Genomic DNA, 22,689 nt, shown 5'->3' on the forward strand with positions numbered 1-22,689 from the left:
GGGAAACAGATCCCTTCGTGTGCCGGACGTCAAAGCGCTGCCCCGACCGGTCCTTTCGGGTACACCCTGGGGAATGTCCCTCGGCGACCGGGTCGGGGTGGCGCTTTCCTACCTGACACCTGTCGCCCAGTGGCACACCATCTGGCGGACCCTGGCGAACCCTGGCGAATAGTCGCCCGGCAACTTTCACCGGGCTACTGTCAACTCAGCCGAGAACCTGGGGGCTTGACGTGAGCGGACAACCCAACACCCGTCTCTCGGACCTGTTCGGCCTGGCCGGCTGGTCCAAGGGTGAACTCGCGAGGCTGGTCAACCGGCAGGCGGCGGCCATGGGCCACCCCCAGCTGTCGACCGACACCTCCCGGGTGCGGCGGTGGATCGACACGGGAGAGATCCCGCGCGATCCGGTGCCGCGGGTGCTGGCGGCCCTGTTCACCGAGCGTCTCGGCCGTGTCGTGACCATCGAGGACCTCGGTCTGGTCCGGCACGGGCGTACAGGTAAACGGCCCGGCGGCGGGAGTGTCGAACACCCCGACGGTGTGCCGTGGGCGCCCGAACGGACAGCTGCGGTCCTCACCGAATTCACGGGAATGGACCTCATGCTCAACCGACGCGGCTTGGTGGGCGCGGGTGCCGCGCTCGCAGCGGGATCAGCTCTCAGCAGTGCCATGTACGAGTGGCTGCACACCGACCCCACCCTCTCCTCCGACGCACCTGTCATCGACCATCCCCTCCTCCACCATGCCGACCCCGCCGGGTTCGACCGCTACGAGGCCGCCCCCATCGGAACGGAGGAGGTGGACGAACTCGAACGCTCGGTCGAGGTGTTCCGGGCCTGGGACGCCGCCCGCGGAGGCGGGCTGCAACGCAAGGCCGTGGTGGGACAGCTCAACGAGGTGGGCGGCATCCTCGCCTACCGCCACCCCGCCCATCTCCAGCGGCGCCTGTGGGGCGTCGCCGCGAACCTCGCCGTCCTCGCGGGCTGGATGTCGCACGACGTCGGTCTGGAGCCCACGGCCCAGAAGTACTTCGTCATCGCCGCCCATGCCGCACGAGAGGGCGGCGACCGGCCACGGGCGGGCGAGGCGCTCTCCCGGGCCGCCCGTCAGATGGTCCATCTCGGCCGGCCCGGCGAGGCCCTCGACCTGATGAACCTCGCCCAGTCCGGTTCCGGTGACCACGCGCTGCCGCGCACCCGGGCGATGTTCCACACCGTCGAGGCGTGGGCGCAGGCGTCGATGGGCAAGGGCCAGGCCATGCGCCGGACCCTCGGCCGGGCGGAGGACCTCTTCGTCTCCGACAAGGGCGACGTCACCCCGCCGTCCTGGATGCAGACCTTCAAGGACGAGGATCTGTACGGCATGCAGGCGCTGGCCTACCGCACGCTGGCCGAGTTCGAGCCGCAGGCGGCCACGCAGGCCCAGTACTACGCGCAGAAGGCGCTCACGCTGCGCGTCGACGGACGGGAGCGTTCGAAGATCTTCGACCATCTGTCCATGGCGTCCGCCTGCTTCATCGCGGACGACCCCGAACAGGCGGACAGGTTCGCGCGACTGGCCCTGATGTCGATGGGGTCGAACTCCTCCCGGCGCACCTGGGACCGGCTGAGCCAGATGTACCGGCTCACCGCGCAGTACGCCGACTACCCGAGGATCAGCGAGCTGCGCGAGGAGATCAGGCAGGCGCTGCCGAGGCCGAAGGGCGCCAAGGCGGGCAAGGGGGGCAGCGGGGCTCAGGTGTGAGCCGGTGGACGGCGGTCGGGTGGCTCACCGGGTGACCCGGGCGACCAGTACGCAGGCGTCGTCCGCTCGCTCGCTCCCGCCGCACTCCTCCATGGCCGTCCGCACGCAGTCCTGTGCGGTGCGGGCCCTGTCCAGACGGGGCGCCAGGGCGAGGAGACGGTCGGGGGGCGCGAGTGCGTCGGTGTGCAGCAGGAGCAGGTCGCCTTCTTCGAGGGTCTCCTCGGCCTGTCCGTAGGCGGCGCGTGCGGTGGCGCCCAGGAGTACGCCTTCCGGGGCGTCCAGCCGACGGCCCGTCCCGTCGCGGAACAGCAGTGGGGCTGGGTGTCCGGCCTGCGCCCACGTCAGGGTGCGGGTGTCGGGCCGGTAGCGGCAGCAGACCGCGCTGCCCAGGGCCGGTTGCGCGGTGGCGTCCAGTAACTGGTTGAGCAGGGACATCAGTTGGGCCGGCCCGGTGCCCGTCATCGCCATACCGCGCAGGGCGCCCAGCATCATCGCCGTGCTCGAACTGACGGACGGGCCGTGTCCGGTGAGGTCGCCGACGCTGAGCAGTGTCTGACCGTCGCAGAGTTCGAGCGCGTCGTACCAGTCGCCGCCGATCTGTGACGTCGTCGCGGCGGGCAGGTAGTGGGCGGCGACGTCGAGGGAGCCGGGGCCCTGGTGCGGGAGACGCAGGGCGCCGCGCCAGGCCGGCAGCACCGCCTCGTGCAGTTCCACTGCGAGCCGGTGTTCGGTCTGGGCCCGGTGCTGCTGGTGCTGGAGGCGGTCACGGCTGTCGCGCACCGCCCGCTGGTTGCGGCGCAGTGCGCTGACGTCGCGCAGTACGGCCCACATCGACGCGGTGCCGCCCTCGGGGTCGAGCACGGGCTCGCCCATCATGTGCACGGTGCGGCTCTCGCCGTCCGGCCGCACGACACGGAACTCGCCGTCGATGGGCCGGGCGTCCACGAGGCAGTCGGTGACCATCGTCGTGAGCTTGGGCCGGTCCTCGTCGAGGACGAGCGAGGGCAGTTCGTCGAGGGTGAGCGGGGGAGCGGCGGGGTCGCGGCCGAGGATGCCGTAGAGCTCCTCGGACCAGAACGCCTCGTCCGTCAGCAGATTCCACTCGGCGCTGCCGACCCGGCTGAGCAGGGACTCGGGCCGGGGCGGCACCGGCGTGGCGGGCGTCGGGGCGGGCACGGGTGGCGGGCCGTCACGCAATTGGGCCAAGTGCGCGCCCAGGTCGTCGAGTTGCTGGAGGGCCAGGTCGTAGAGCGCGCGCTGCCAGCGTTCCTGCGGGTCCGCGGTGTCGCTGCGGGTGTCGTGGCGCACGGCGTCCATGTCGCCCTTGAGCCGGCGTGTCTGTGTGATCAGCGCGTCGACCGAGCCGCGCCCCGGCGGCCGGGCGGCTGGGCGATCCGCGGAGACAGGGGGCGGCATGACGCACTCCGATGCGGGACGGTCCGGCGAAAGCTGACACAAGGGCCGTTACGACTGTTGCACAGCCCGCGACGGCGTGTAAGAGATTTGGCAACACACGATTCAGTGGTGCTTCTGGCATATGCCACTGTCTATCCGGAGGCCCTGCGGGGAGTGGTCGACACCTGCGCTCGGGGGGTCAAGTCGTAGGTGACGTACGTGACTTGGGGGACGCCTGAGGGGGTCGAGGTGACCATCGGTCGCATGTTCGGCGGGCTGATGTTCCAGGCCCTGGGCTCTGTGACGCAGGTCACACGAATTGGACGCCGCTTTCGCGTAATGCAGGAGGCCTCTCCGAGGTCGTACATGCATGGACATCACTCTGGAACAGCCTGTCCGCGCCCGTCTGATCACCGCGGAAGACCAGGAGCTGCCCGTGCCCGCCACGCTCCGCTACGACTCCTGCGACCCGTTCGCCGTGCACGTCGACTTCCCCGCGGAGGTCTCCCTCGCGGGAGAGGCGGTCACCTGGACCTTCGGGCGCGCCCTGCTGGAGCAGGGCGTGAGCGGTCCGGCCGGAAGCGGTGACGTGCACATCTGGCCCTGCGGGCGGGCCCGTACGGTGGTGGAGTTCCACTCCCCGCTCGGTCTGGCCCTGCTCCAGTTCGACACGGGCGCCCTGCGCAGGTTCCTGGTGCGCAGCTACGCCGTGGTCGCGCCGGGCCGGGAGGATGTCGGCGCCGCCGTGGACCAGGGCCTCGAAGCCCTGCTCGGCAACGTCTGAGGGCCGCCGGGTGTCAGTGACCGCCCCCGGCGTACAGGCCGGGGCGCGGGGCGAGTTCGACGGCGACGCGGGCGCCGCTCTCCAGTGCCCGGATGCCGGCCTCGGCGACGGCGGAGGCCGCGTAGCCGTCCCAGACGGTCGGGCCGGTGACCCGGCCGCGCCGGGTGGCGTCCACCCAGGCCTGCACCTCGCGGTCGTAGGCGTCCCCGAACCGTACGAGGTAGTCCTGGGGCACGTCCGCGCCGGCGGCGCCCCGTGCGGTGACGAGCATGCCCTGGTCGTCACCGACACGCGCACTGCCCGCCTCGCACACGGCCTCGCAGCGCACCTGGTAGCCGAAGCCGCAGTTGACGAAGACCTCCACGTCCACCAGGGCGCCCTCCTCGGTCTCGAAGAGCACGAACTGCGGGTCGAGCAGGCCCTGCGGGGCGCCTGACGAGGGGCGCGGGCGCCGCACGGTGACCGAGGTCAGCTCCTGGCCGAGCAGCCAGCGGGCGGCGTCGATCTCGTGCGACACCGAGCTGTCGATCAGCATCGCGCTGGTGAAGCCCGCGGGTGAGGAGACGTTGCGGTGGACACAGTGCAGCATCAGGGGCCGGCCGAGCCGTCCGTCGTCCAACAGGGCCTTGAGCCTGCGGTACTCGACGTCGTAGCGCCGCATGAACCCGATCTGCGCGAGCCGCCGGCCAAGCCTGGCCTCCGCCTCCAGCACCCGCAGGGCTCCGGCCGGGTCGGGCACCATGGGTTTCTCGCACAGCACCGCAAGCCCGCGGGCGAAAGCCGCCAGCAGCGCCTCCTGGTGCGCGGGACCGGGCGAGGCGATCAGGACGGCCTCGACCCCGGGCGCGTCGAGGGCGGCCTCCGCCTCCGTGTGGACCGTCACTCCCGGGATACCTGCCACGGCCTCCTTCGCGCGTGCGGCGTCGGGGTCCGCCACGGCGGCGACCCTGGCCCCGCTCACCACGCGATCGAGGCGGCGAATGTGATCGGCCCCCATGTGTCCGGCGCCCAGTACGGCGACGCCCAGCAGGTCACCCACGCGCCCTCACCCTCCCGGTCGACGATCACGCCGTAGCGTACGCCGCCGGGCAAAGCCGCTGAACAGGGCCTGGGGAGGGCACCGTGGCGACGCCGGGATCCTGACCGGGCCGCCCTCGGGCGGGTGTCAGTACCGCAGCACCCCCGCCATCCCGTCCGCGTCGCCCAGCGTGCCGTCGGGCACGAAGCGCACCTCGGCGCCCGTCTCCAGGCACTGCTCGACGATCTCGTCCACGATGTCCTCGCGGGCGTCCGGATCGCCGCTCGCGGCCGGGACGAGATGGTCGCCGCCGTCGCGGACCGTGACGCGGTGGTTCTCCTCGACGGCCAGCAGCCGGACCCGGCCCTCCCTGGCGCTCTGCCAGAGCTCGTCGACGCCCGCCGCGAAGGTCTTGTGCCCGCGGGCCGAGTCGAGCTCCCGGGCGACGGCGGCGGTGTCGCGGCGGGCCTGCGCCTCGTGCAGCGGGCGCACCGCCTGCCACACCGCGTCCGGCGTGCCGTGGGAGAGCCCGCCGTGCGGGAGGTGCACCGCGTCCCGGGCGGCTCCCCCGAACTCGTCGAGGAGCGACAGCGCCGCCGGTTCGCCGGTGACGTACACCGTCCGCCGGCGCTCGCGTACCAGCGCGCCCAGGGCGGTGTCGGCGTCGCGCAGGAAGCGGCGGGTGTCCTCGTCACGGAAGGTGCTGGGCAGGTCGCCGGTCCGTTCCATGCGCTCGGCGTCGAAGTTCTGCTCACGTCTGACCAGCGGGAAGCCGCCGGCCCGCGCCTCGGTGACCCGGTCGGCGCCGCCGTTCCACAGTGTGACCCGGTCGGCGGAGACCGACATCACCCAGAACGGCCGTTCCGAGGCCCGGGCGGAGACGAGGTTGCGGGTCAGGAACGTGTCGGAGAGCACGACGCGCTCCGGTACGGCACGGCCGAGGGACCACACCTGGTGCTCGCCCGGGGCGGCGTAGATCACGAGGCCGTCCTCGCTGTGCGCCAGGTCGACCTCGGCCAGGGCCCGGTCCAGCTGGTCGGCGACGTCGGCGCGCCGCTCCCGGGTGACCGCCGGGTCGCTCTCGAGCTGCTTCTTCGCCTCGGCCACGACATTGCGCAACCGGACCCGGTCCTGGGCGTTCTCGGGTTCCCGCCGATGGGTCGGCGTCAGCACGGACACCGCGGGATAGGGCCGCGGGCGGCGCAGTTCGGAGAGGGTCGCGGGGCTGAGTGCGTGCTCCATACCAGCACCATAGGACCGATCCGGCCAGGGGGCATTTGGGGGAACGGCGGGATCGCGCACGGACGGGGACCGTGCCGATCGGGGCGCGCCGCGTGGCCGAAAATGTGCCGGATGGCGGGTTCGGTGTCGAAGTACGATCAAAAATGATCACTTGAAGTTCAAGTAGTCATCTCCATGGAACACTTGGGTTCGACTCTGTTGGATACGTAGGGTTTACATATGTTCGACCCGCTGTGTGCGTGGGCTTGATAGGGTGTTACTCATCGGTAGCAAGCCGGGTGAGGCATCGGGGGATTCCGTGACGGACCATCACGGACGCCCGCCCGGCGGCGAATTGCGGACTCCCGTTCCCATGCCACCACATCCAGACAGGTGAGACTCGTCAACATGGCTCGTTCCCTGGTCGATCTGCTGACCACGCACGCCACGCACCGGCCCGAGCGGACCGCCTACCGCTATCTCGCCACGGGGGACTGCGACGGAGAGGTCCAGGAACTCTCCTACGCCCGCCTGGCCACCCGCTCCCGGGCCGTCGCCGCCTGGCTCCAGGAGCGCGGCCTCGCCGGCTCCCGCGCCATGCTGCTCTACCCGCCCGGCCCCGAGTTCATCAACGGCTACCTCGGCTGTCTGTCGGCCGGAGTCGTCGCCGTACCCGGCGTGCCCCCGCAGGGCCGCGCGCAGAACCATCGCGCCCTGACCCGGATGAAGCGCCTGATCGCCGACTCGGACGCCAGGGTGATCCTGGGCGGCCACGAGGTCATCGCCGCCCTCGGTCGCCTGGCGGAGCACCTGCCCGAGCTCGCCGGGATCACCTGCGTCGCCACCGAGGACATACCCGACGAGACCGCCGCCTCCTGGCGCGAGCCGGACCTGACCGCCGACTCGGCGGCCTTCCTCCAGTACACCTCCGGCTCCACCTCCGCGCCGCGCGGTGTCGTCGTCACCCATGGCAACCTCATGGACAACGAGCGCGTCATCACCGAGCGCATGGGCCACACCCCGGACGTCATCGCCCGGTACGGCGGCGAGATGTTCGTCAGCTGGCTGCCCGTGTACCACGACATGGGGCTCATCGGCCCGGTCCTGAACACCCTGTACCTCGGCGTCACCGCCACCCTCTTCTCGCCCCTGCACTTCCTCCAGCGCCCCGACCGCTGGCTCACCGCCGTCAGCCGGTACCGCCCGCACACCAGCGGCGGCCCCAACTTCGCCTACGAACTCGCCCTCAAGCACGCCACGCCCGCCCTCCTCGACACGCTCGACCTGAGCTCCTGGCAGGTCGCCTTCAACGGCGCCGAGCCGGTCCGCGCCGCCACCCTGCGCCGCTTCAGCGAGACCTGCGCACCGGCCGGGTTCCGCAGCGAGGCCCTCTACCCGTGCTACGGCCTGGCCGAGGCCACCCTCATGGTCACGGGCGGCACGGTGGGCGCACCTCCCGTACTCCTGGAGAGCGGAGCGGGCGACGCCGATACGGCCGCGGTCGGCTGCGGGCGGCCCGGCGAGGGCGTCACCGTCGTCATCGCCGACCCCGAGGCGGCCCAGGAGCGGCCCGAGGGCGAGATCGGCGAGATCTGGGTGCGGAGCGCGAGCGTCGCCAAGGGCTACTGGCGCAACGCCCTCGCCACCCGCGAGTCCTTCCGTGCCACCCTCCCCGGCCACGAAGGGCGCTTCCTGCGCACCGGCGACCTGGGCTTCCTGCGTGACGGCGAGCTGTTCGTCACCGGCCGGCTCAAGGACCTCATGGTCATCGACGGACGCAACCACTACCCGCAGGACCTCGAACTCTCCGCGGAGACGTCCCACCCCGCACTGCGGCCCGGCTGTACCGCCGCCTTCTCCGTGGACAGCGGCGACGCCGGCGAACGGCCCGTGCTGATCGCCGAGTTGGCGCCGGAGTCGGTCGGTGAGTCGGAGAAGATCACCGACCTGATCCGCGCCGCGATCGGCGACGCCCACGGACTGTCCGTGCACGACGTCGTCCTGGTCCACCCCGGCACCATCCCGAAGACCTCCAGCGGCAAGATCCAGCGCCGGGCCTCCCGCACGGCCTACCTCGACGCCACCCTCTCGCCGGTCGGAGCGACCGCCGCCGTCTGACGCCGCCGTCCGGCGACACCGCCGCCGGTCCGCCCGCCCGGACCGGCGCCGGTCCCCGGACCCACGTCCCCTTCATCGCCGTACGCCCGCGCGCCCCGACGCGTCCCGCACCGTACGGATCCGCCGCGCACCCAGCTCACGAGGACTCCTTTCCAGATGCCTGCGCACGCGTCCCACCACCCGAGCACCGAACCTTCCCCGGCGACCGCCGAAGACGTACGCGCCTGGCTCACCGCGGCCGTGGCCAGGACGGCCGGACTCGACCCGCTGAGCGTCGACCCGCACCGGCCGATCGCCGAGTTCGGCCTGGGATCACGCCAGTTGGTGACCCTCGGCAGTGACCTCGCCGAGCGGATCGGCCGCACCCTGGAGCCCTCCCTCGTCTTCAACCACCCCACGATCGCGGCGATCGCCGACGCCCTCTTCGAGGAGGAGCGGCCCGCCGTCGAACCGACGCCCGCGCCGGACGGGCCCGCACGACATGGCGGCGACATCGCCATCATCTCCATGGCCTGCCACTTCCCCGGCGGAGCCGACGACCCGGAGGCGCTGTGGCGGCTGCTCGACGCCGGGCAGGACGTCATCTCCGAAGTCCCGGCGGGCCGTTGGGACACCGCGGGACTGCTCGACCCCGACCCGGAGGCCCTCGGGAAGGCCTACACCCTGCGCGGCGGCTTCCTCGACGGCATCGACCGCTTCGACGCGTCCTTCTTCGGGATCTCCCCCCGCGAGGCCGCCGCCATGGACCCGCAGCAGCGGCTCCTGCTCCGGACCACGTGGGAGACGTTCGAACGCGCCGGGATCGTCCCCGACACGCTGAACGGCAGCAACACCGGCGTCTACGTCGGCCTGTACGACAGCGGATACCTGGCCGCGGCCTCCCTCGGGCAGCTCGACGGGCACGTCGCGACCGGCTCGGCCGCCGCCGTGGCCTCCGGGCGCATCGCCTACACCCTCGGCCTCCAGGGGCCCGCGGTCACCGTCGACACCGCCTGCTCCTCCTCGCTGGTCGCCCTGCACCTGGCGGCCCGGGCGCTCGCGGCCGGCGAGTGCGACCTCGCCCTGGCGGGCGGCGCGACGCTGATGGTCACTCCGCGCGGACACGTCGAGTTCAGCAGGCTGCGCGGGCTGTCGCCGTCGGGCCGGTGCAGCCCGTTCTCCGCCGACGCGGACGGCGTCGTCTGGGCCGAGGGCTGTGGTCTGGTGCTGCTGAAGACGCTCGACGACGCGCGACGGGACGGGGACAGCGTGCTCGCCGTCGTCAAGGGCACGGCCCTCAACCAGGACGGCCGCAGCCAGGGCCTCAGCGCCCCCAGCGGACGCGCTCAGGAGCGGGTGGTGAGGGCGGCTCTGGACGCCGCCGGGCTGCGCCCGCAGGACATCGACCACGTCGAGGCCCACGGCACCGGCACCCGGCTCGGCGACCCGATCGAGGGCAACGCCCTGGCGGCCGTCTTCGGCCCGGGCCGGCCCGCCGACCGCCCGCTGGGCGTCGGCTCCCTGAAGTCGAACATCGGGCACAGCCAGGCGGCGGCGGGCATCGGCGGGGTCATCAAGACGGTGCTGGCCCTCCGTCACGAGCGCATGCCGGCCTCCCTGCACGCGCACCCGCCGACCGAGCACATCGCCTGGGACGGCGCCGGCCTGCGGGTCCAGGCCACCGCCGAGGCCTGGCCCCGCAGCGCCGACCGGGTACGGCGGGCGGGCGTGAGCGCGTTCGGCATCAGCGGCACCAACGCGCACGTGGTCCTGGAGGAAGCCCCCCAGGACGCACCCCTGCCTGCCGGCGAGTCGCCTGCCGCGGCCCCGCCCGCCGCCACCCTGACTGCCGCCACCCCGCCCGCAGCCCTCCCGACTGGGGGCGAGTTGTCTGGCGTCGGCCTGGTAGACGGCGAGCTGCCTGCTGTTGCTCTGCCGGACGGCGAACTGCCTGTCGCGGCCCCGCCTGCCGCCCTCCCGACTGGGGGCGAGTTGTCTGGCGTCGGCCTGGTCGACGGCGAGCTGCCTGCTGTTGCTCTGCCGGACGGCGAACTGCCTGTCGCCGCCCCGCCTGCCGCCACGCTGCCTTACGGTGACCTGCCGGGACGCGCCCCTGCGGTGCCGGGCGGTGAGGTGTCCGCCGACGCCCTGGCCGACGCCGCGCCGTCCGGTGCGACCCCGCCCGACGGCGAGCTGTCGGGGCATGCGCCGGCCGGGAGCGGGGGGTCGGGGCCTTCGTGCTTTCCGCTGTCGGCCCGTGGTCTTCCCGCGCTGCGGGGGCAGGCGGCGCGTCTTGCCGAGGAGCTGGCCGAGCGGGCGGACTGGTCCCTCGGCGCCGTCGCGGCGACCCTCGCCCACCACCGCACCCACTTCGAGCACCGGGCCGTCGTCCAGGCGGGCGACCGCGACGAACTGATCCGCGCGCTGCGGGACTTGGCGGACGGCGAGCCCGACCCCGATCGCACCGTGGGGCCCGGGCAGACCCTCCCGGCCGGGAAGGTCGCCTTCGTCTTCCCCGGCCAGGGCGCCCAGTGGGCCGGCATGGCCCGCGACCTGCTGACCGCCGATCCGGTGTTCGCGGACGAACTCGACCGCTGCGACGGCGCGTTGCGGCCCTTCACGGGATGGTCGGTCGCGGGCGTCCTGCGCGGCGATGCGGGCAGTCCGCCCCTGGACCGCGTGGACGTCGTCCAGCCCGCGCTGTTCGCCGTGATGGTGTCCCTCGCGGCCGTGTGGCGGGCCCGCGGGATCAGGCCGGACGCGGTGATCGGGCACAGCCAGGGCGAGGTGGCCGCGGCCTGCGTCGCCGGAGCCCTCAGCCTCAGCGACGCCGCCGCCGTGGTGGCGCTGCGCAGCCAGGCACTGACCGCGCTGTCCGGCGCCGGCACCATGGCCGTCGTCGCGCTGTCCCGCACCGAGGTCGAGGAGCGTCTCGCGGGCCTCGACGGACGGGTGTCCGTGGCCGCCGTCAACAGCGGCCGCTCCACGGTCGTGGCGGGCGAGACGGAGCCGCTGCTCGGCCTGCTGGACGACCTCGAGCGGGAGCAGGTGTTCGTCCGCCGCCTCGACGTCGACTACGCCTCCCACAGCTCCCAGGTCGAACCGGTCCGCACGGAGATACTCGACGAACTCGACGGCGTGACCACCTACCCGGCCTCCGTCGCCTGGTACTCCACGGTCACCGGGGGCCCCGTCACCGAGGAGCTGGCGGCCGGCTACTGGTACGACAACCTGCGCGAGCCCGTCCGCTTCGCACCGACCGTGGAGCGCATGGTGGCCGACGGCCACCGCGTCTTCGTCGAACTCAGCCCCCACCCCTCCCTGTCGACGGCGCTGCGCACGATCGACGAGGACCTGGTCGTCGTCGGTTCCCTGCGCCGGGACGCGGACGGTCCCGCCTGCCTGGACCGCGCGGCCGCGGAACTCCACGTCCACGGACGCCGGATCGACTGGCGACGCCTGGTCCCGGCCGTGGCCCCGGTGGAGCTGCCGACGTACGCCTGGGACACCCAGCGCCACTGGATCGAGCCGGAGACGGCGAGCGGCGGTGCGGGACTCTTCGACCGCGCTGCCCACCCGTTGCTCGGCATCCAGCTCCAGTCGGCCGACGCGTCCCGCTGGACCTTCCGGGGCGAGTGGTCCCCGGCGTCCGCCGAGTGGCTGCCCGACCACGCCGTCTTCGGGCGGACCGTGGTCTCGGGCACCACCCTGCTCGAACTCTGCCGGGCGGCCCTCGCGACGGCCCGGCCGGACGAACCCGGCGACCTCACCGGGCTGCTCCTCCTCGCCCCCCTCACGCTGCCCTCCACGGGTACGGTCGAGGTCTCCGTCGAGGTCTCCGTCGAGGGGCCGGGTGCGGAGGTCTCCGTGCACAGCCGGCCGCGCGGTCAGGAGGCCACGGGGTGGACGCTGCACGCCACCGCCTCGGCCGCGCCCGCCGTCCCGCATCCGGCGGACCGGCCGCCGGTGTGGCCCGAGGGCGTCGAAGCGGCCTGGACCCCGCAGACGTACGAGCGGCTGACCGGCCTCGGCCTCGGCTACGGTCCCGCCTTCCGGGGTGTACGGGAGGCCGTGCGCACCGGTGACGGCGAGCTGATCGCCCGGCTGTCGCTGCCGGCCGCGGCCCGGGACGTCGGCGACCCGTATCCCGTCCACCCGGCGCTGCTGGACGCCGCGCTGCACGTGGCTGCCGCGCTCGACGCCGCCGACGGGCGGGTACTCCTGCCGGTCGCGGTGGGCCGCTGCGTCCTGCCGCCCGGCGGCCGCACCGACCTGACGGTCACCGTCCGCAGGACGGGAGCCACGGAGACCGACCTCACCCTCGACGTCACGCTGTGGGACACCGACGGCTTCCCGGCGGGCCGTCTGGAGGGCGTGCGGCTGCGCGCCGCGACCCCGGCCGACCTCAGCAGCGGATCGGGGAACGCCCGGCATCTGTACGAGGTGGCGTGGACGGCCGTCGAACCCGCGCAGGCGCGCCCCGGGGAGTGGACGGTCGTCGGTGCTCCGGAGGTGCTGCCCGGGTTGGAGGCGGCCGGGATCCGGCTGAGCGACTCGGGCGCCGACGTGGCCGTACGGTTCTGGCCGCGCTCCGGGGATCGCGCCGAGACGGCGGCAGCGGCACAGGAGTCGGCCGCCGCTGCGCTCGCCGAGCTTCAGGCGCTCATCGCCCTCCCGCCCGGCCGGGCGCCGGCCCGCACCCTCTGGGTGACACGGGGTGCTGTCGCGGCGGCCGGGGAGGACGCCGTCCCCGACCTCGCGCAGTCCGTGCTCTGGGGTCTGGCCCGCAGTGCGCGCAGCGAACATCCGGACCTCGGGCTCAGCCTGCTGGACCTCGACGGCCCCGAAGACGCCGACGAGGCCCTGATCGCCGCCGTGGCCCACACCGACGAACCCGAACTGGCTTACCGCCACGGCGCGTTGCTGGCACCCCGCCTGGTCCGGGCCGGCGCCGCCGGGAGCGGGGCCCTGCCCGTCGGCGGCACCGCCCTGATCACCGGCGGACTGGGCGCGGTCGGCCTGCACATCGCACGGCTGCTCGCCGAACGGGGCGTGCCTCGCCTGCTGTTGACATCACGACGGGGTGCCGGTGATCCCCGTGCCGCCTCGGCCGTCGCCGAACTCGCCGCCCTCGGCGCCGAGGTGGAGGTCGTGGCGTGCGACGTCACGGATCCGGAGGCCGTCGCCGCTGTCGTCGCGGGCGTCGGTGAGGAGGTCCCGCTGCGCGCTGTCGTGCACTGCGCGGGAATCCTCGACGACGGGGTGATCGCCGAACTGACCCCCGAGCGTGTCGCCCGGGTGCTCGGCCCCAAGGCCGACGGCGCCGCCCACCTGCACCGGCTCACCGCGGAACTGCCCCTGGACCTGTTCCTGCTGGTCTCCTCGGCCGCCGGCGTCCTCGGCAACGCGGGCCAGGCCAACTACGCGGCCGCCAACGTCTTCCTCGACCAGCTCGCCCACCACCGGCGCGCCCGGGGCCTGCCCGGCGTGTCTGTCTCCTTCGGCGCCTGGGCAGGCGAAGGTCTCGCCGCCGAACACGCCGACCTCGGGCGGATGGCCCGCCTCGGTCACCGCGCCCTCACCCCCGAACAGGGCCGCGACCTGATCGAACTCGCCCTGGGACGCGGCACCCCTCACCTGGTGGCCTGGGCCCTCGACCTGCCGCGGCTGCGCGGGACCGTCGCCGGGACGCCCCTGTGGCGCACCCTGCTGCCCGCGTCCCGCACGGCCACCGGACCGGGCGGCGGCCTCGTGGAGCGGCTGGCCGCGCTGCCCGAGCCCGAACGCGCCGCACGTGTCCTGGCGCTGGTCCGCGAGGAGGCCTCCCGCGCCCTCGGCCTGCGTTCGGCGGAGGCAGTCCGCCCCGACCAGCCGCTGCGGGAAGTCGGCATGGACTCGGTGACGGCGGTCGAACTGCGCAACCGCATAGGCGTCCGGCTCGCCACCAAGCTGCCCGCCACCCTCCTGTTCGACCATCCGACGCCGGCCCGGCTCGCCGCCCACCTGCTCGGCAACGTGCTCGGAGCGCCCCGGCAGACGGCCGGCCCGCGCCGGGCCCCTGCCGTGACCGCGGTGGCGACCGACGAGCCGATCGCGATCGTCGCCATGGCCTGCCGTCTGCCCGGCGGGGTGAACGACCCCGACGGCCTCTGGAGACTGGTCGCGGACGGCGGGGACGCCGTCGGGCCCTTCCCGGCCGGACGCTGGGACGTGGAGTCCCTCTACGACCCCGACCCGGACGCGCCCGGCAAGTCGTACGCCCGGGACGGCGGTTTCCTCGACGACATCGAATCCTTCGACGCGGGCTTCTTCGGCATCACCCCGAAGGAGGCCGCCGCCATGGACCCGCAGCAACGGCTGCTCCTGGAGACGGCCTGGGAGGCGCTGGAGAAGGCCGGCATCGTGCCCGGCGCCCTCGCCGGCAGCACCACCGGCGTCTATGTCGGCATGTTCGGCAGCGACTACCTGTCGGGCTCGCGCCTGGACCAGCTCGACGGCTACGTCGGCACCGGCTCCGCGCTGAGTGTGGCCTCCGGCCGGCTCTCGTACGCGCTCGGCCTGCACGGACCCGCGCTCACCGTGGACACGGCCTGCTCGTCGTCCCTGGTCGCCACCCACCTCGCGGCCCAGGCCCTCAGGTCGGGGGAGTGCGACCTCGCGCTCGCCGGCGGGGTCACCCTGATGGTCACCCCGCAGACCTTCGTGGAGTTCAGCCGCCTGCGCGGTCTCTCCGCGACCGGACGCTGCCGCTCCTTCTCCGACGACGCCGACGGTGCGATCTGGGCCGAAGGGGCCGGCATGCTCGTGCTGAAGCGGCTGAGCGATGCCCGACGCGAGGGCGACGAGGTCCTCGCCGTGCTCCGTGGCACCGCCGTCAACCAGGACGGCCGCAGCCAGGGCCTGTCCGCCCCGAACGGCCCCGCGCAGGAACGCGTGCTGCGCCGCGCCCTGGAACTGTCCGGGCTCACGCCCGCCGACATCGACTACGTCGAGGCACACGGCACCGGCACCACCCTCGGCGACCCCATCGAGGCGAACGCCCTCTCCGAGGTCTTCGGCGCGTCCAGGCCGCAGGACCGGCCGCTGTACCTGGGCTCCCTGAAGTCCAACATCGGCCACGCACAGGCCGCTTCGGGCGTCGCCGGACTGATCAAGGTCGTGCAGTCGCTGCGCCACCGGACCCTCCCGGCCACCCTGCACGCGCGCACGCCCAGCCGGCACGTCGACTGGGACGACAGCGGACTGCGGCTGCTCCAGGAGGCGCGGCCCTGGGCGGCGCCGGGGGAGCGGGTGCGCCGCGCGGGTGTCAGCGCCTTCGGCATCAGCGGGACCAACGCGCACGTCATCGTCGAGGAGGCGCCGGACGCGGAGCGCCCGGCGGCGTCCCCCGAGGGTGAAGTCGTCCCCGGAGCCCAGCTGTTCGTGCTGTCCGGGCGCAGCGAGGCCGCCCTGCGGGGACAGGCCGCACGGCTGGCCGCGTATGTCACCGAGGACACGGCCCTGCCCGATCTCGCCCACACCCTGGCCCGGCACCGCAGCCACTTCGAGCGGCGCACGGCCGTCGTCGCGGGCGACGCGGACGAACTGCGCACCGCCCTCGCCGCGTTGGCGTCCGGCCGGGCGTCCCTGGCCGGGCCCCGCGAGGAACGGACCGGCAAGGTCGCCTTCGTCTTCGCCGGGCACGGCGGACAGTGGCCCGGCATGGGCCTGGAGGCGATGGCCGGGTCGGAGGCGTTCCGCGAGGAGCTGACCCGCATCGACGAGGCGGTGCGGCGGCACGCGGGATGGTCCGTGCTCAACGTGCTGCGGGCGCCCGAGGAGTTCTCGCCGCTGGCACGCACCGAGTACCTCCAGCCCGTGCTGTTCGCCGTCAACGCCTCGCTCGCGGCCGCCTGGCGTGCCCTCGGGGTGATCCCGGACGCCGTCGTCGGACACAGCCTCGGTGAGATCGCCGCTGCGTACAGTGCCGGCGCCCTCACCCTCGACGAGGCCGTGACCGTGGTGACGGCACGCGCCCACGCGGTCGTCCCCCTGGTCGGGCACGGCGGCATGATCGCGGTCGAACTCCCGCACCCCGAGGTCGGGGAACTGCTCGCGCCGTACGAGGGGCGGCTGTTCGTCGGAGCGGTCAACAGCGCCCGCTCCACGGCGGTCAGCGGAGACACCGACGCCCTCGCCGAGCTGCGCCTGCACCTCGAGGAGCGCGGCGTCACCGTGCGGACGCTGTCCACGCCGTTCGCCTCGCACAGCCCGCTCATGGAACCGCTGCGCGAGGAACTGCTCGACCGTCTCTCGGGTGTCCGGGGCATACGGACCGACACGCCGCTGTACTCGGCCGTGCTGGCCGAACCCGTACCCGGAGACGGTCTGGACGCCGCCTACTGGTTCGCCAACCTCCGCCGGCCGGTCCGCTTCGCGGACACCGTGGCCCGCATGCTGGACGACGGTTACCGCTACTTCGTCGAGCTCAGCCCGCACCCCTCGCTCACCGGCGCCATCGAGGCGACGGCGGCCGAGGCCGGCGTGGACGCGGTCGCCGTCTGCTCGCTCCGCCGCCAGCAGGGCGGCGACGGTGTCCTGCTGCGCCGGGTCGGCGAACTCTACGCGGCCGGGCACGAACCGGACTGGACGGCACTCTTCCCCCGGGGCCGCCGCCTCGACCTGCCCACCTACGCCTTCACCCGCGAACGGCACTGGCTCGCCCCCGCGCCGGCCGGTGCGACCGGCGCCTCCCCGCTGCTCGGCACTCATGTCGAGGCCGGCGACGAGCCCGGACGGCACCTCTTCCAGAGCGAACTGGACCTGCGCGACAACCGGTTCGCCTACCTCACCGACCACCGGGTCACCGGCGAGGTGTGGCTGCCCGGCGCCGCGTTCCTCGACATGGCGCTCGAGGCCGCGGCCGCGTTGTCGGACGGCGGCGAAGTGAGCCTGGCGGACGTGCGGTTCGTCGAGCCACTGCGCCTCGACGAGGACCGGCCCGTACGGCTCCAGCTCGCGCTGCGTCCCGCCGAGGACGGCGCCCGGGAGTTCACCATCGCCTCGGCGGCCGCCGGTGACCGGCGCTGGGAACAGCACGCGACGGGACGAGTCGTGACGGACGCACCCGTCGGCACGGCGACCCTGGACGAGATACGCCGACGCTGCACGGACAGCATCGAACTGGCCCCGCTGTACGCCCAGTTGGGCGCTCTCGGCATCGACTACGGGCCCGCCTTCCGCAACCTGGAGTCCGGCCGCCGCACCGGCACCGCCGCGCTCGGCCGGCTCGCCGACCGGCCCGCCGCCGGACACCTCCTCCACCCCGCCGTCCTCGACTCGGCCTTCCACGCCGCGGCGCTGGTGGGCGACGCCCCCGAGGGACGGGCCTTCGTGCCCGCCGGGACCGGCCGGATCCGCCACACCGGCCGGCGCACCACACCCGCGTGGGTGACCTGCGAACTGCGCTCGGTGGACGGGGACACCGCCACCCTCGACCTGCGTGTGTGGGACGAGGACGAGCAACTCGTTCTGGAAGCCGAGGAGTTCCGTCTCGCCGCTCTCTCACCGCTGGACGGCGCCCTCTTCGAGACCCGCTGGCAGCCCCGCCCAAACGCGCAGGAGCCGCCGGCCGAGGGCGGCTGGTTGCTCCTCGCCGACGGGACGGGGGCCGGCAGCGACCTGGCAGATCGCCTCCGCTCGTCCGCCGTGCCGTTCGTCGTCGCCCACCGGGGCACGGAGTTCGCGGTGGAAGGTCCCGGCCGCTACGTTCTCGACCCCGCCGACCCGCGCCACCTGGCGCGACTGCTCGACGAGGCGTACCCCGACACCCTGCCCGCCCGGATCGTGCAGCTCACCGCGCTCGACGCACCGGCCGTCGTCGACGCGTCCACCGCCGAGGAGGCGGGCCGCCTCGGCTGTCTGAGCACACTCCACCTGGTGCGCGCCCTGGCCGAACGGCCGCGCGGCCGCGCCCCGCGGCTGTTCACCGTGGTGCGGGGCACCCAGGCCGCCGGCGACAGCGAGCAGGTCGCACACCCGCAGCAGGCGCTCGCCTGGGGCTTCGGGCTCGCGGTGGCCCAGGAGTATCCCGAGCTGTCGCTCACACTTGTGGACCTCCCGGCGGTGGGCGGCGCGGACGCGCTGTGGACCCAGCTCCGGCACGCCGACGACGAACGGCTCGTCGCCCTGCGGGAGCCGGGCCGGTTCGTCCCGCGCCTCGCCCGCACCCGCCCGGACGACACGCACGACCTCGCACGCGACGGAGTCCACCTGATCACCGGCGGTCTGGGCGGCCTCGGCCGCGTCGCCGCCGAGCGGCTGGTCCGGCGCGGGGTCCGCAGCCTCGCCCTGCTGAGCCGCGGCACGCCCGACCCGGACACGGCCCGCTGGATCCGGGGCCTGGAGGAGCGCGGAGTCGGCGTGCACCTCGCCCGCGCCGACGTCGCCGACCGCGACGGACTCGCCGCCGCCCTGGACGCCCTACGACGGGAGGCCGGGCCGCTCTCCGGGATCGTCCACGCAGCCGGCGTCCTCGACGACGCCACCGTGGCGAACCTGACCGACGAACGCGTCCTGCACGTGCTCGCCCCCAAGGTGCTGGGCACCGCCCTGCTCTGCGAACTGGCCCCCGAGGCGGGGTATCTGGTGCTGTTCGCCTCGGCGGCCGGTCTGCTCGGCTCGGCCGGACAGAGCCCCTACTCGGCGGCCAACGCCTTCCTCGACGCCTTCGCCCACCACCTCTCCCGCACCGGCCGACGGGCACTGAGCCTCGACTGGGGCGCCTGGTCCGGCGTGGGCATGGTCGCCGGGTCCGGCACCCGGGCCGCCGAGACCGGCCGTTCCGGCCTGCTCGCCTTCTCCCCGCAGGAGGGCGGGGAGCTCCTCGACCGGGTCCTGACCACCTCGCGCCGGCAGCTCGCCCCCCTCGCCCTGGACTGGGAGATGCTCGCACTCGCCCCCGACGTGGCCCGCGCCCGCCCGGTCCTGGCCGATCTCGTCACCGCCCCCACCGGCCCCGCGGACGCGGACGGCCTGGTGAAGAAGGTCTTCGCCGCGACCACCGACGAGGACCGCGTCACCTGGCTCGAGGCCTATGTCCGCGCGCGCGTCGGCGAGGTGTCCGGCGGCGTCGCCGACGACACCGCGGGCACCGCGCTCAAGGAACTGGGCCTGGACTCCCTCATGCTGGTGCGGCTGCGCAACGCCTTCGCCCGCGAACTGGGCGTCGAACTGCCCACCGCCGAGATGTTCGCCGCCGCGGACATCCGGGGGCTGGCGGGCACACTGGCCGCGGCCCTGCCCGAACGGCCCGTGCCGCAACAGGCCGCGACCCCCGCCCACGAGGTGCCGGAGACCGAACTGCGCCCCGTCACCCGTGACGTCGTACGTCTCCTGCGCAGCGCCTCGCCGGGCATGCCGCAGGCGGCCCACGCGGTCGGCCTCGCCGTACGTCTGACCGCGCCCACCGGCCGGGAGACTCTGACCGGCATCGTCACCCGGCTCGCCGCCCGGCACGCGGCCCTGCGCACGGGCATCGTCACGGGCACCGACGGACGGCAGCTGCGTGTCGTCCGGGAGCTGGCGGAGCCACCGCTGCGCTGGACGACCGTGAACGCCGAGCCCGACGCCGCCGAACGGCTCCGGGCGCTGCTGGAAACGCCGTTCGACCTGGCCACCGCGCCCCTGTGGCGGTTCCAGCTCCTCGACGGCGCGGCAGACGGCCAGATCCTGCTGTTCGGCGCCCACCACGCCGTCAGCGACCTCCAGTCCCTGCTGCTCGTCGCCGGGGAGATCGACGCCGAACTGTCCGGCGCCCCGCTCGGCGCCGACGTCAGCAACCGCGACGTCCAGCTCCTGATCGAGGCCCAGCAGACGGGCGCGGACAGCGCGACGGCGGGCGGCGGCACGGCCACGGCCGAATGGCGCGAGGCCTTCGAGGGCAGCGAACGCCTCGACCTCACCCTCTCCGGCCCGCGCCCCGCCGAGCGGTCCTACCGGGCCGGCAGCGTCACCGTGACCCTTCCCGAGCACCTCATGGACCGCGTGACGACGGCCGCGAGCGGCCTCGCCGTCACGCCCGCCGCCTTCTGCCTCGGCACCCTGACCGTCCTGCTGGCCCGCATGCGCGCCAAGGAACGGTTCGTGCTCGCCGTGCCGGTGGACACCCGGATCCACGCCGACGCCTTCGACGCGGTGGGCTTCTTCGGCGTACCGGTGCCGTTCCCCGCCGAGGCGCGTCCCGGCGAGCCGGTGGCGGACGTGCTGCGCCGCACCGACGGGCGGCTGCGACGGCTCCTGGCGAAGGGCGCCATGTTCTCGGACGTCCTGCCCACGCTGGCCCGCCAGGGCCTGCACCGGGCCGACGCCCCGCTGGTGGAGGTCTACTTCAACTACGTCCGCTACGGCAGCCGCCTCGACCGGCTCAAGGTGCTGCCCGCCGGGACGGGATACACCGACCTCGACCTGATGATCACGATGACGCCCGACGCGGGCCGTGTGCGCCTCGACCACAACCTCGACATCCTGGACGCGGCGGACACGGCCGCGCTGGGCAAGGAGTTCCTGCGGCTGCTGGAGGAGGCCGCGAAGGACACGTCGGTGCTGGTACGGACGGCGCGGGGCGCGACACGGCCCGCGACGCCGACCGTGGCCCCGGCGGCCGCCGCCCGGCCGCCCCTGGACGCGACGGCTTCTGTGCCGACGCCCGCCGTACCCCCGACGGCTCCCGTGCCGACGCCCGCCGTACCCGCGGCGGCTCCGGTCGGGACGGTTCCCGGCACGACGGTTCCCTCAGCGACCGCCGCTCCCGGCCGGACCCTCGCCCTCGCCGCCACCTTCGCCCTCGGCAACCTCCCCCTGATGTGCCGGGCGGCCCTCGGGGACGCTGCGCCCACGGTCGCCGAGGCCCCCTACCACCAGGTGCTCGCCGCTCTGCGCGACCCCTCCGGAGTCTTCGCCGACCCCGCCACGGCGGTGGGGGTGGTGCTGCTGCGGGCGCAGGACCTGGAACGGTTCGGCCCCGTCGACGACACGCTCCTGGCCGAACTGCGGACGGAGTACCCGGCCGCGCTGCGGGCCCTTGTCGAGCGGACCCGCAAGCCGCTGATCGTCGGCTTCCTGCCCTCCTCCCGCACGCCCTCCCCGGACGACCGACGGCTCGTGGAGTGGGAGCGCGCGGTCGCCGCCGAACTGACCGGGCTGCCCGGCGTCGCGGTGCTCGCGGCCGGCCACTGGACCCGCCGGCACACCGTCGAGGAACGCTTCGACGAGCGCACCGAGCGGCTGGCCCATCTCCCCTTCACCCCGCAGTTCCAGGCGGCGGTGGCGCTGTCCCTCGCCGAGGTCGTGCGGGCGGTGCTGCGGCCCGCGCCCAAGGTGATAGCGGTCGACGGCGACGAGACGCTGTGGAGCGGGGTGGCCGGTGAGATCGGGCCCGATGCCGTGGACCTGTCCGGACCCCGGGCCCTTCTCGCGCGCAGGCTGGTGCAGTGGCGCGAAGCCGGGGCGCTGCTGGCGCTGATCAGCAACAACGACGAGGAGACCGTGCGGGCCGTTCTCGACAGGACCGACAGTCTGCTCAAGCCCGAGCACTTCAGTGTCCTGTCCGCCGCCTGGGGGCCGAAGCCCGCCCGGCTGGCAGCGGCCGCCCGCACCCTCGACCTGGGCGTGGACAGCTTCCTGTTCCTCGACGACAACCCGGCCGAGATCGGGAAAATGCGGTCGGCGCTGCCCCAGGTCCTGTCGGTGACCTGCCCGCCGGAAGCCGAACTGGCGGACTTCCTCGACCGGTTGTGGCCACTGGTGCCGGTCGCGGCGACCGCCGAGGACGCGTTGCGGGCCCGGTTCTACGACCAGGAACGCGAGCGGGACGCCGTCCGTGAGCAGGCGGGCTTCGAGGACTTCCTCGACCACCTGCGACTCGAGGTGGACATCCGCGCCCTCGCCGAGGACGACGTGCAACGCGCCGAGCAACTGGTGCGCCGCACGAACCAGTTCACCCTGCGCGCCCGCTCGTCCGGGGGCGGCGATCTCGCCAGGTGGCGCCGGCTGGGTGAGGTGTGGACCGCGGCGGCCCGCGACCGCTTCGGCGACTACGGTCAGATCGGCCTGCTCGCCGTCCGCGCCGAGGGTGACCAACTCGACGTCGTGGCCTGGCTGATGAGTTGCCGGGCGCTCGGACGGGGTGTAGAGGAACGCCTGCTGGCCTGGCTCGCCGACCGCGCCGACGAACTCGGCTGCACGAAGGTCCGGCTGACCGCGGAGCGCACTCCGCGCAATAGCCCGGCCCGCCGGATCGTGGCAGCGCTGGGCGGCGGAGACCCGGAGGACGAACTCCTGGAGACCGTGGCCACGCCGGAGCACCTGCGGGCGTTCCGGTCGTGGCGGCAGTGACATGCCATCGACGGCGACGGCGACGGCATCGACGCGGCAGCGCCCGCGGCGCCGGCAGT

Annotated in this window: 7 protein-coding genes; 4 read left to right on the plus strand and 3 right to left on the minus strand. The window is 74.0% G+C overall.

Annotation, left to right across the window (positions count from 1 at the left end; translation table 11 throughout):
* Window positions 1-230: 230 nt before the first annotated feature.
* Window positions 231-1,742, plus strand: a complete 1,512-nt coding sequence (locus OHS71_RS37425; RefSeq protein ID WP_328483762.1) for a DNA-binding protein NsdB — start codon at window positions 231-233, stop codon at window positions 1,740-1,742.
* Window positions 1,743-1,766: 24 nt separating this feature from the next.
* Here OHS71_RS37425 and OHS71_RS37430 read toward each other — a convergent pair whose 3' ends face one another.
* Window positions 1,767-3,158, minus strand: a complete 1,392-nt coding sequence (locus OHS71_RS37430) for a PP2C family protein-serine/threonine phosphatase (RefSeq protein WP_328483763.1) — start codon at window positions 3,156-3,158, stop codon at window positions 1,767-1,769.
* Window positions 3,159-3,507: 349 nt separating this feature from the next.
* Between OHS71_RS37430 and OHS71_RS37435 the strand changes: the two genes are divergently transcribed.
* Entirely contained in the window at window positions 3,508-3,921 is a 414-nt protein-coding gene (locus tag OHS71_RS37435; RefSeq protein WP_328483764.1) for an SsgA family sporulation/cell division regulator, read from the plus strand.
* 13 nt (window positions 3,922-3,934) lie between these two features.
* On the opposite strand, the gene OHS71_RS37440 is transcribed toward OHS71_RS37435, so the two are convergent.
* Together OHS71_RS37440 and OHS71_RS37445 are read right to left on the minus strand one after the other, a co-directional pair.
* The gene (locus tag OHS71_RS37440; protein WP_328483765.1) at window positions 3,935-4,960 is read right to left on the minus strand and encodes a Gfo/Idh/MocA family protein; all 1,026 of its coding nucleotides are present in this window, start codon (window positions 4,958-4,960) and stop codon (window positions 3,935-3,937) included.
* Window positions 4,961-5,086: 126 nt separating this feature from the next.
* Window positions 5,087-6,181, minus strand: coding sequence for a baeRF3 domain-containing protein (locus OHS71_RS37445; protein WP_328483766.1), 1,095 nt, complete (start codon window positions 6,179-6,181; stop codon window positions 5,087-5,089).
* 387 nt (window positions 6,182-6,568) lie between these two features.
* On the opposite strand from OHS71_RS37445, the gene OHS71_RS37450 reads away from it, so the two are divergent.
* Both OHS71_RS37450 and OHS71_RS37455 read left to right on the plus strand, forming a co-directional pair.
* Window positions 6,569-8,278 carry a fatty acyl-AMP ligase gene (locus OHS71_RS37450; RefSeq protein WP_328483767.1) on the plus strand — a complete coding sequence of 570 codons (1,710 nt, stop codon included), beginning with the start codon at window positions 6,569-6,571 and terminating at the stop codon, window positions 8,276-8,278.
* A gap of 156 nt (window positions 8,279-8,434) precedes the next feature.
* Complete coding sequence (locus tag OHS71_RS37455; protein ID WP_328483768.1) at window positions 8,435-22,630, plus strand: SDR family NAD(P)-dependent oxidoreductase; 14,196 nt, start codon at window positions 8,435-8,437, stop codon at window positions 22,628-22,630.
* Window positions 22,631-22,689: the final 59 nt, after the last annotated feature.

Origin of the sequence: Streptomyces sp. NBC_00377, assembly GCF_036075115.1 — a bacterium.
GTDB lineage: Bacteria > Actinomycetota > Actinomycetes > Streptomycetales > Streptomycetaceae > Streptomyces.

Coding starts and splice junctions, on each gene's coding strand:
- OHS71_RS37450 (WP_328483767.1), top strand. CDS start 6,569: ATGGCTCGTTCCCTGGTCGATCTGCTGACCACGCACGCCACGCACCGG.
- OHS71_RS37430 (WP_328483763.1), bottom strand. CDS start 3,158: ATGCCGCCCCCTGTCTCCGCGGATCGCCCAGCCGCCCGGCCGCCGGGG.
- OHS71_RS37445 (WP_328483766.1), bottom strand. CDS start 6,181: ATGGAGCACGCACTCAGCCCCGCGACCCTCTCCGAACTGCGCCGCCCG.
- OHS71_RS37435 (WP_328483764.1), top strand. CDS start 3,508: ATGGACATCACTCTGGAACAGCCTGTCCGCGCCCGTCTGATCACCGCG.
- OHS71_RS37455 (WP_328483768.1), top strand. CDS start 8,435: ATGCCTGCGCACGCGTCCCACCACCCGAGCACCGAACCTTCCCCGGCG.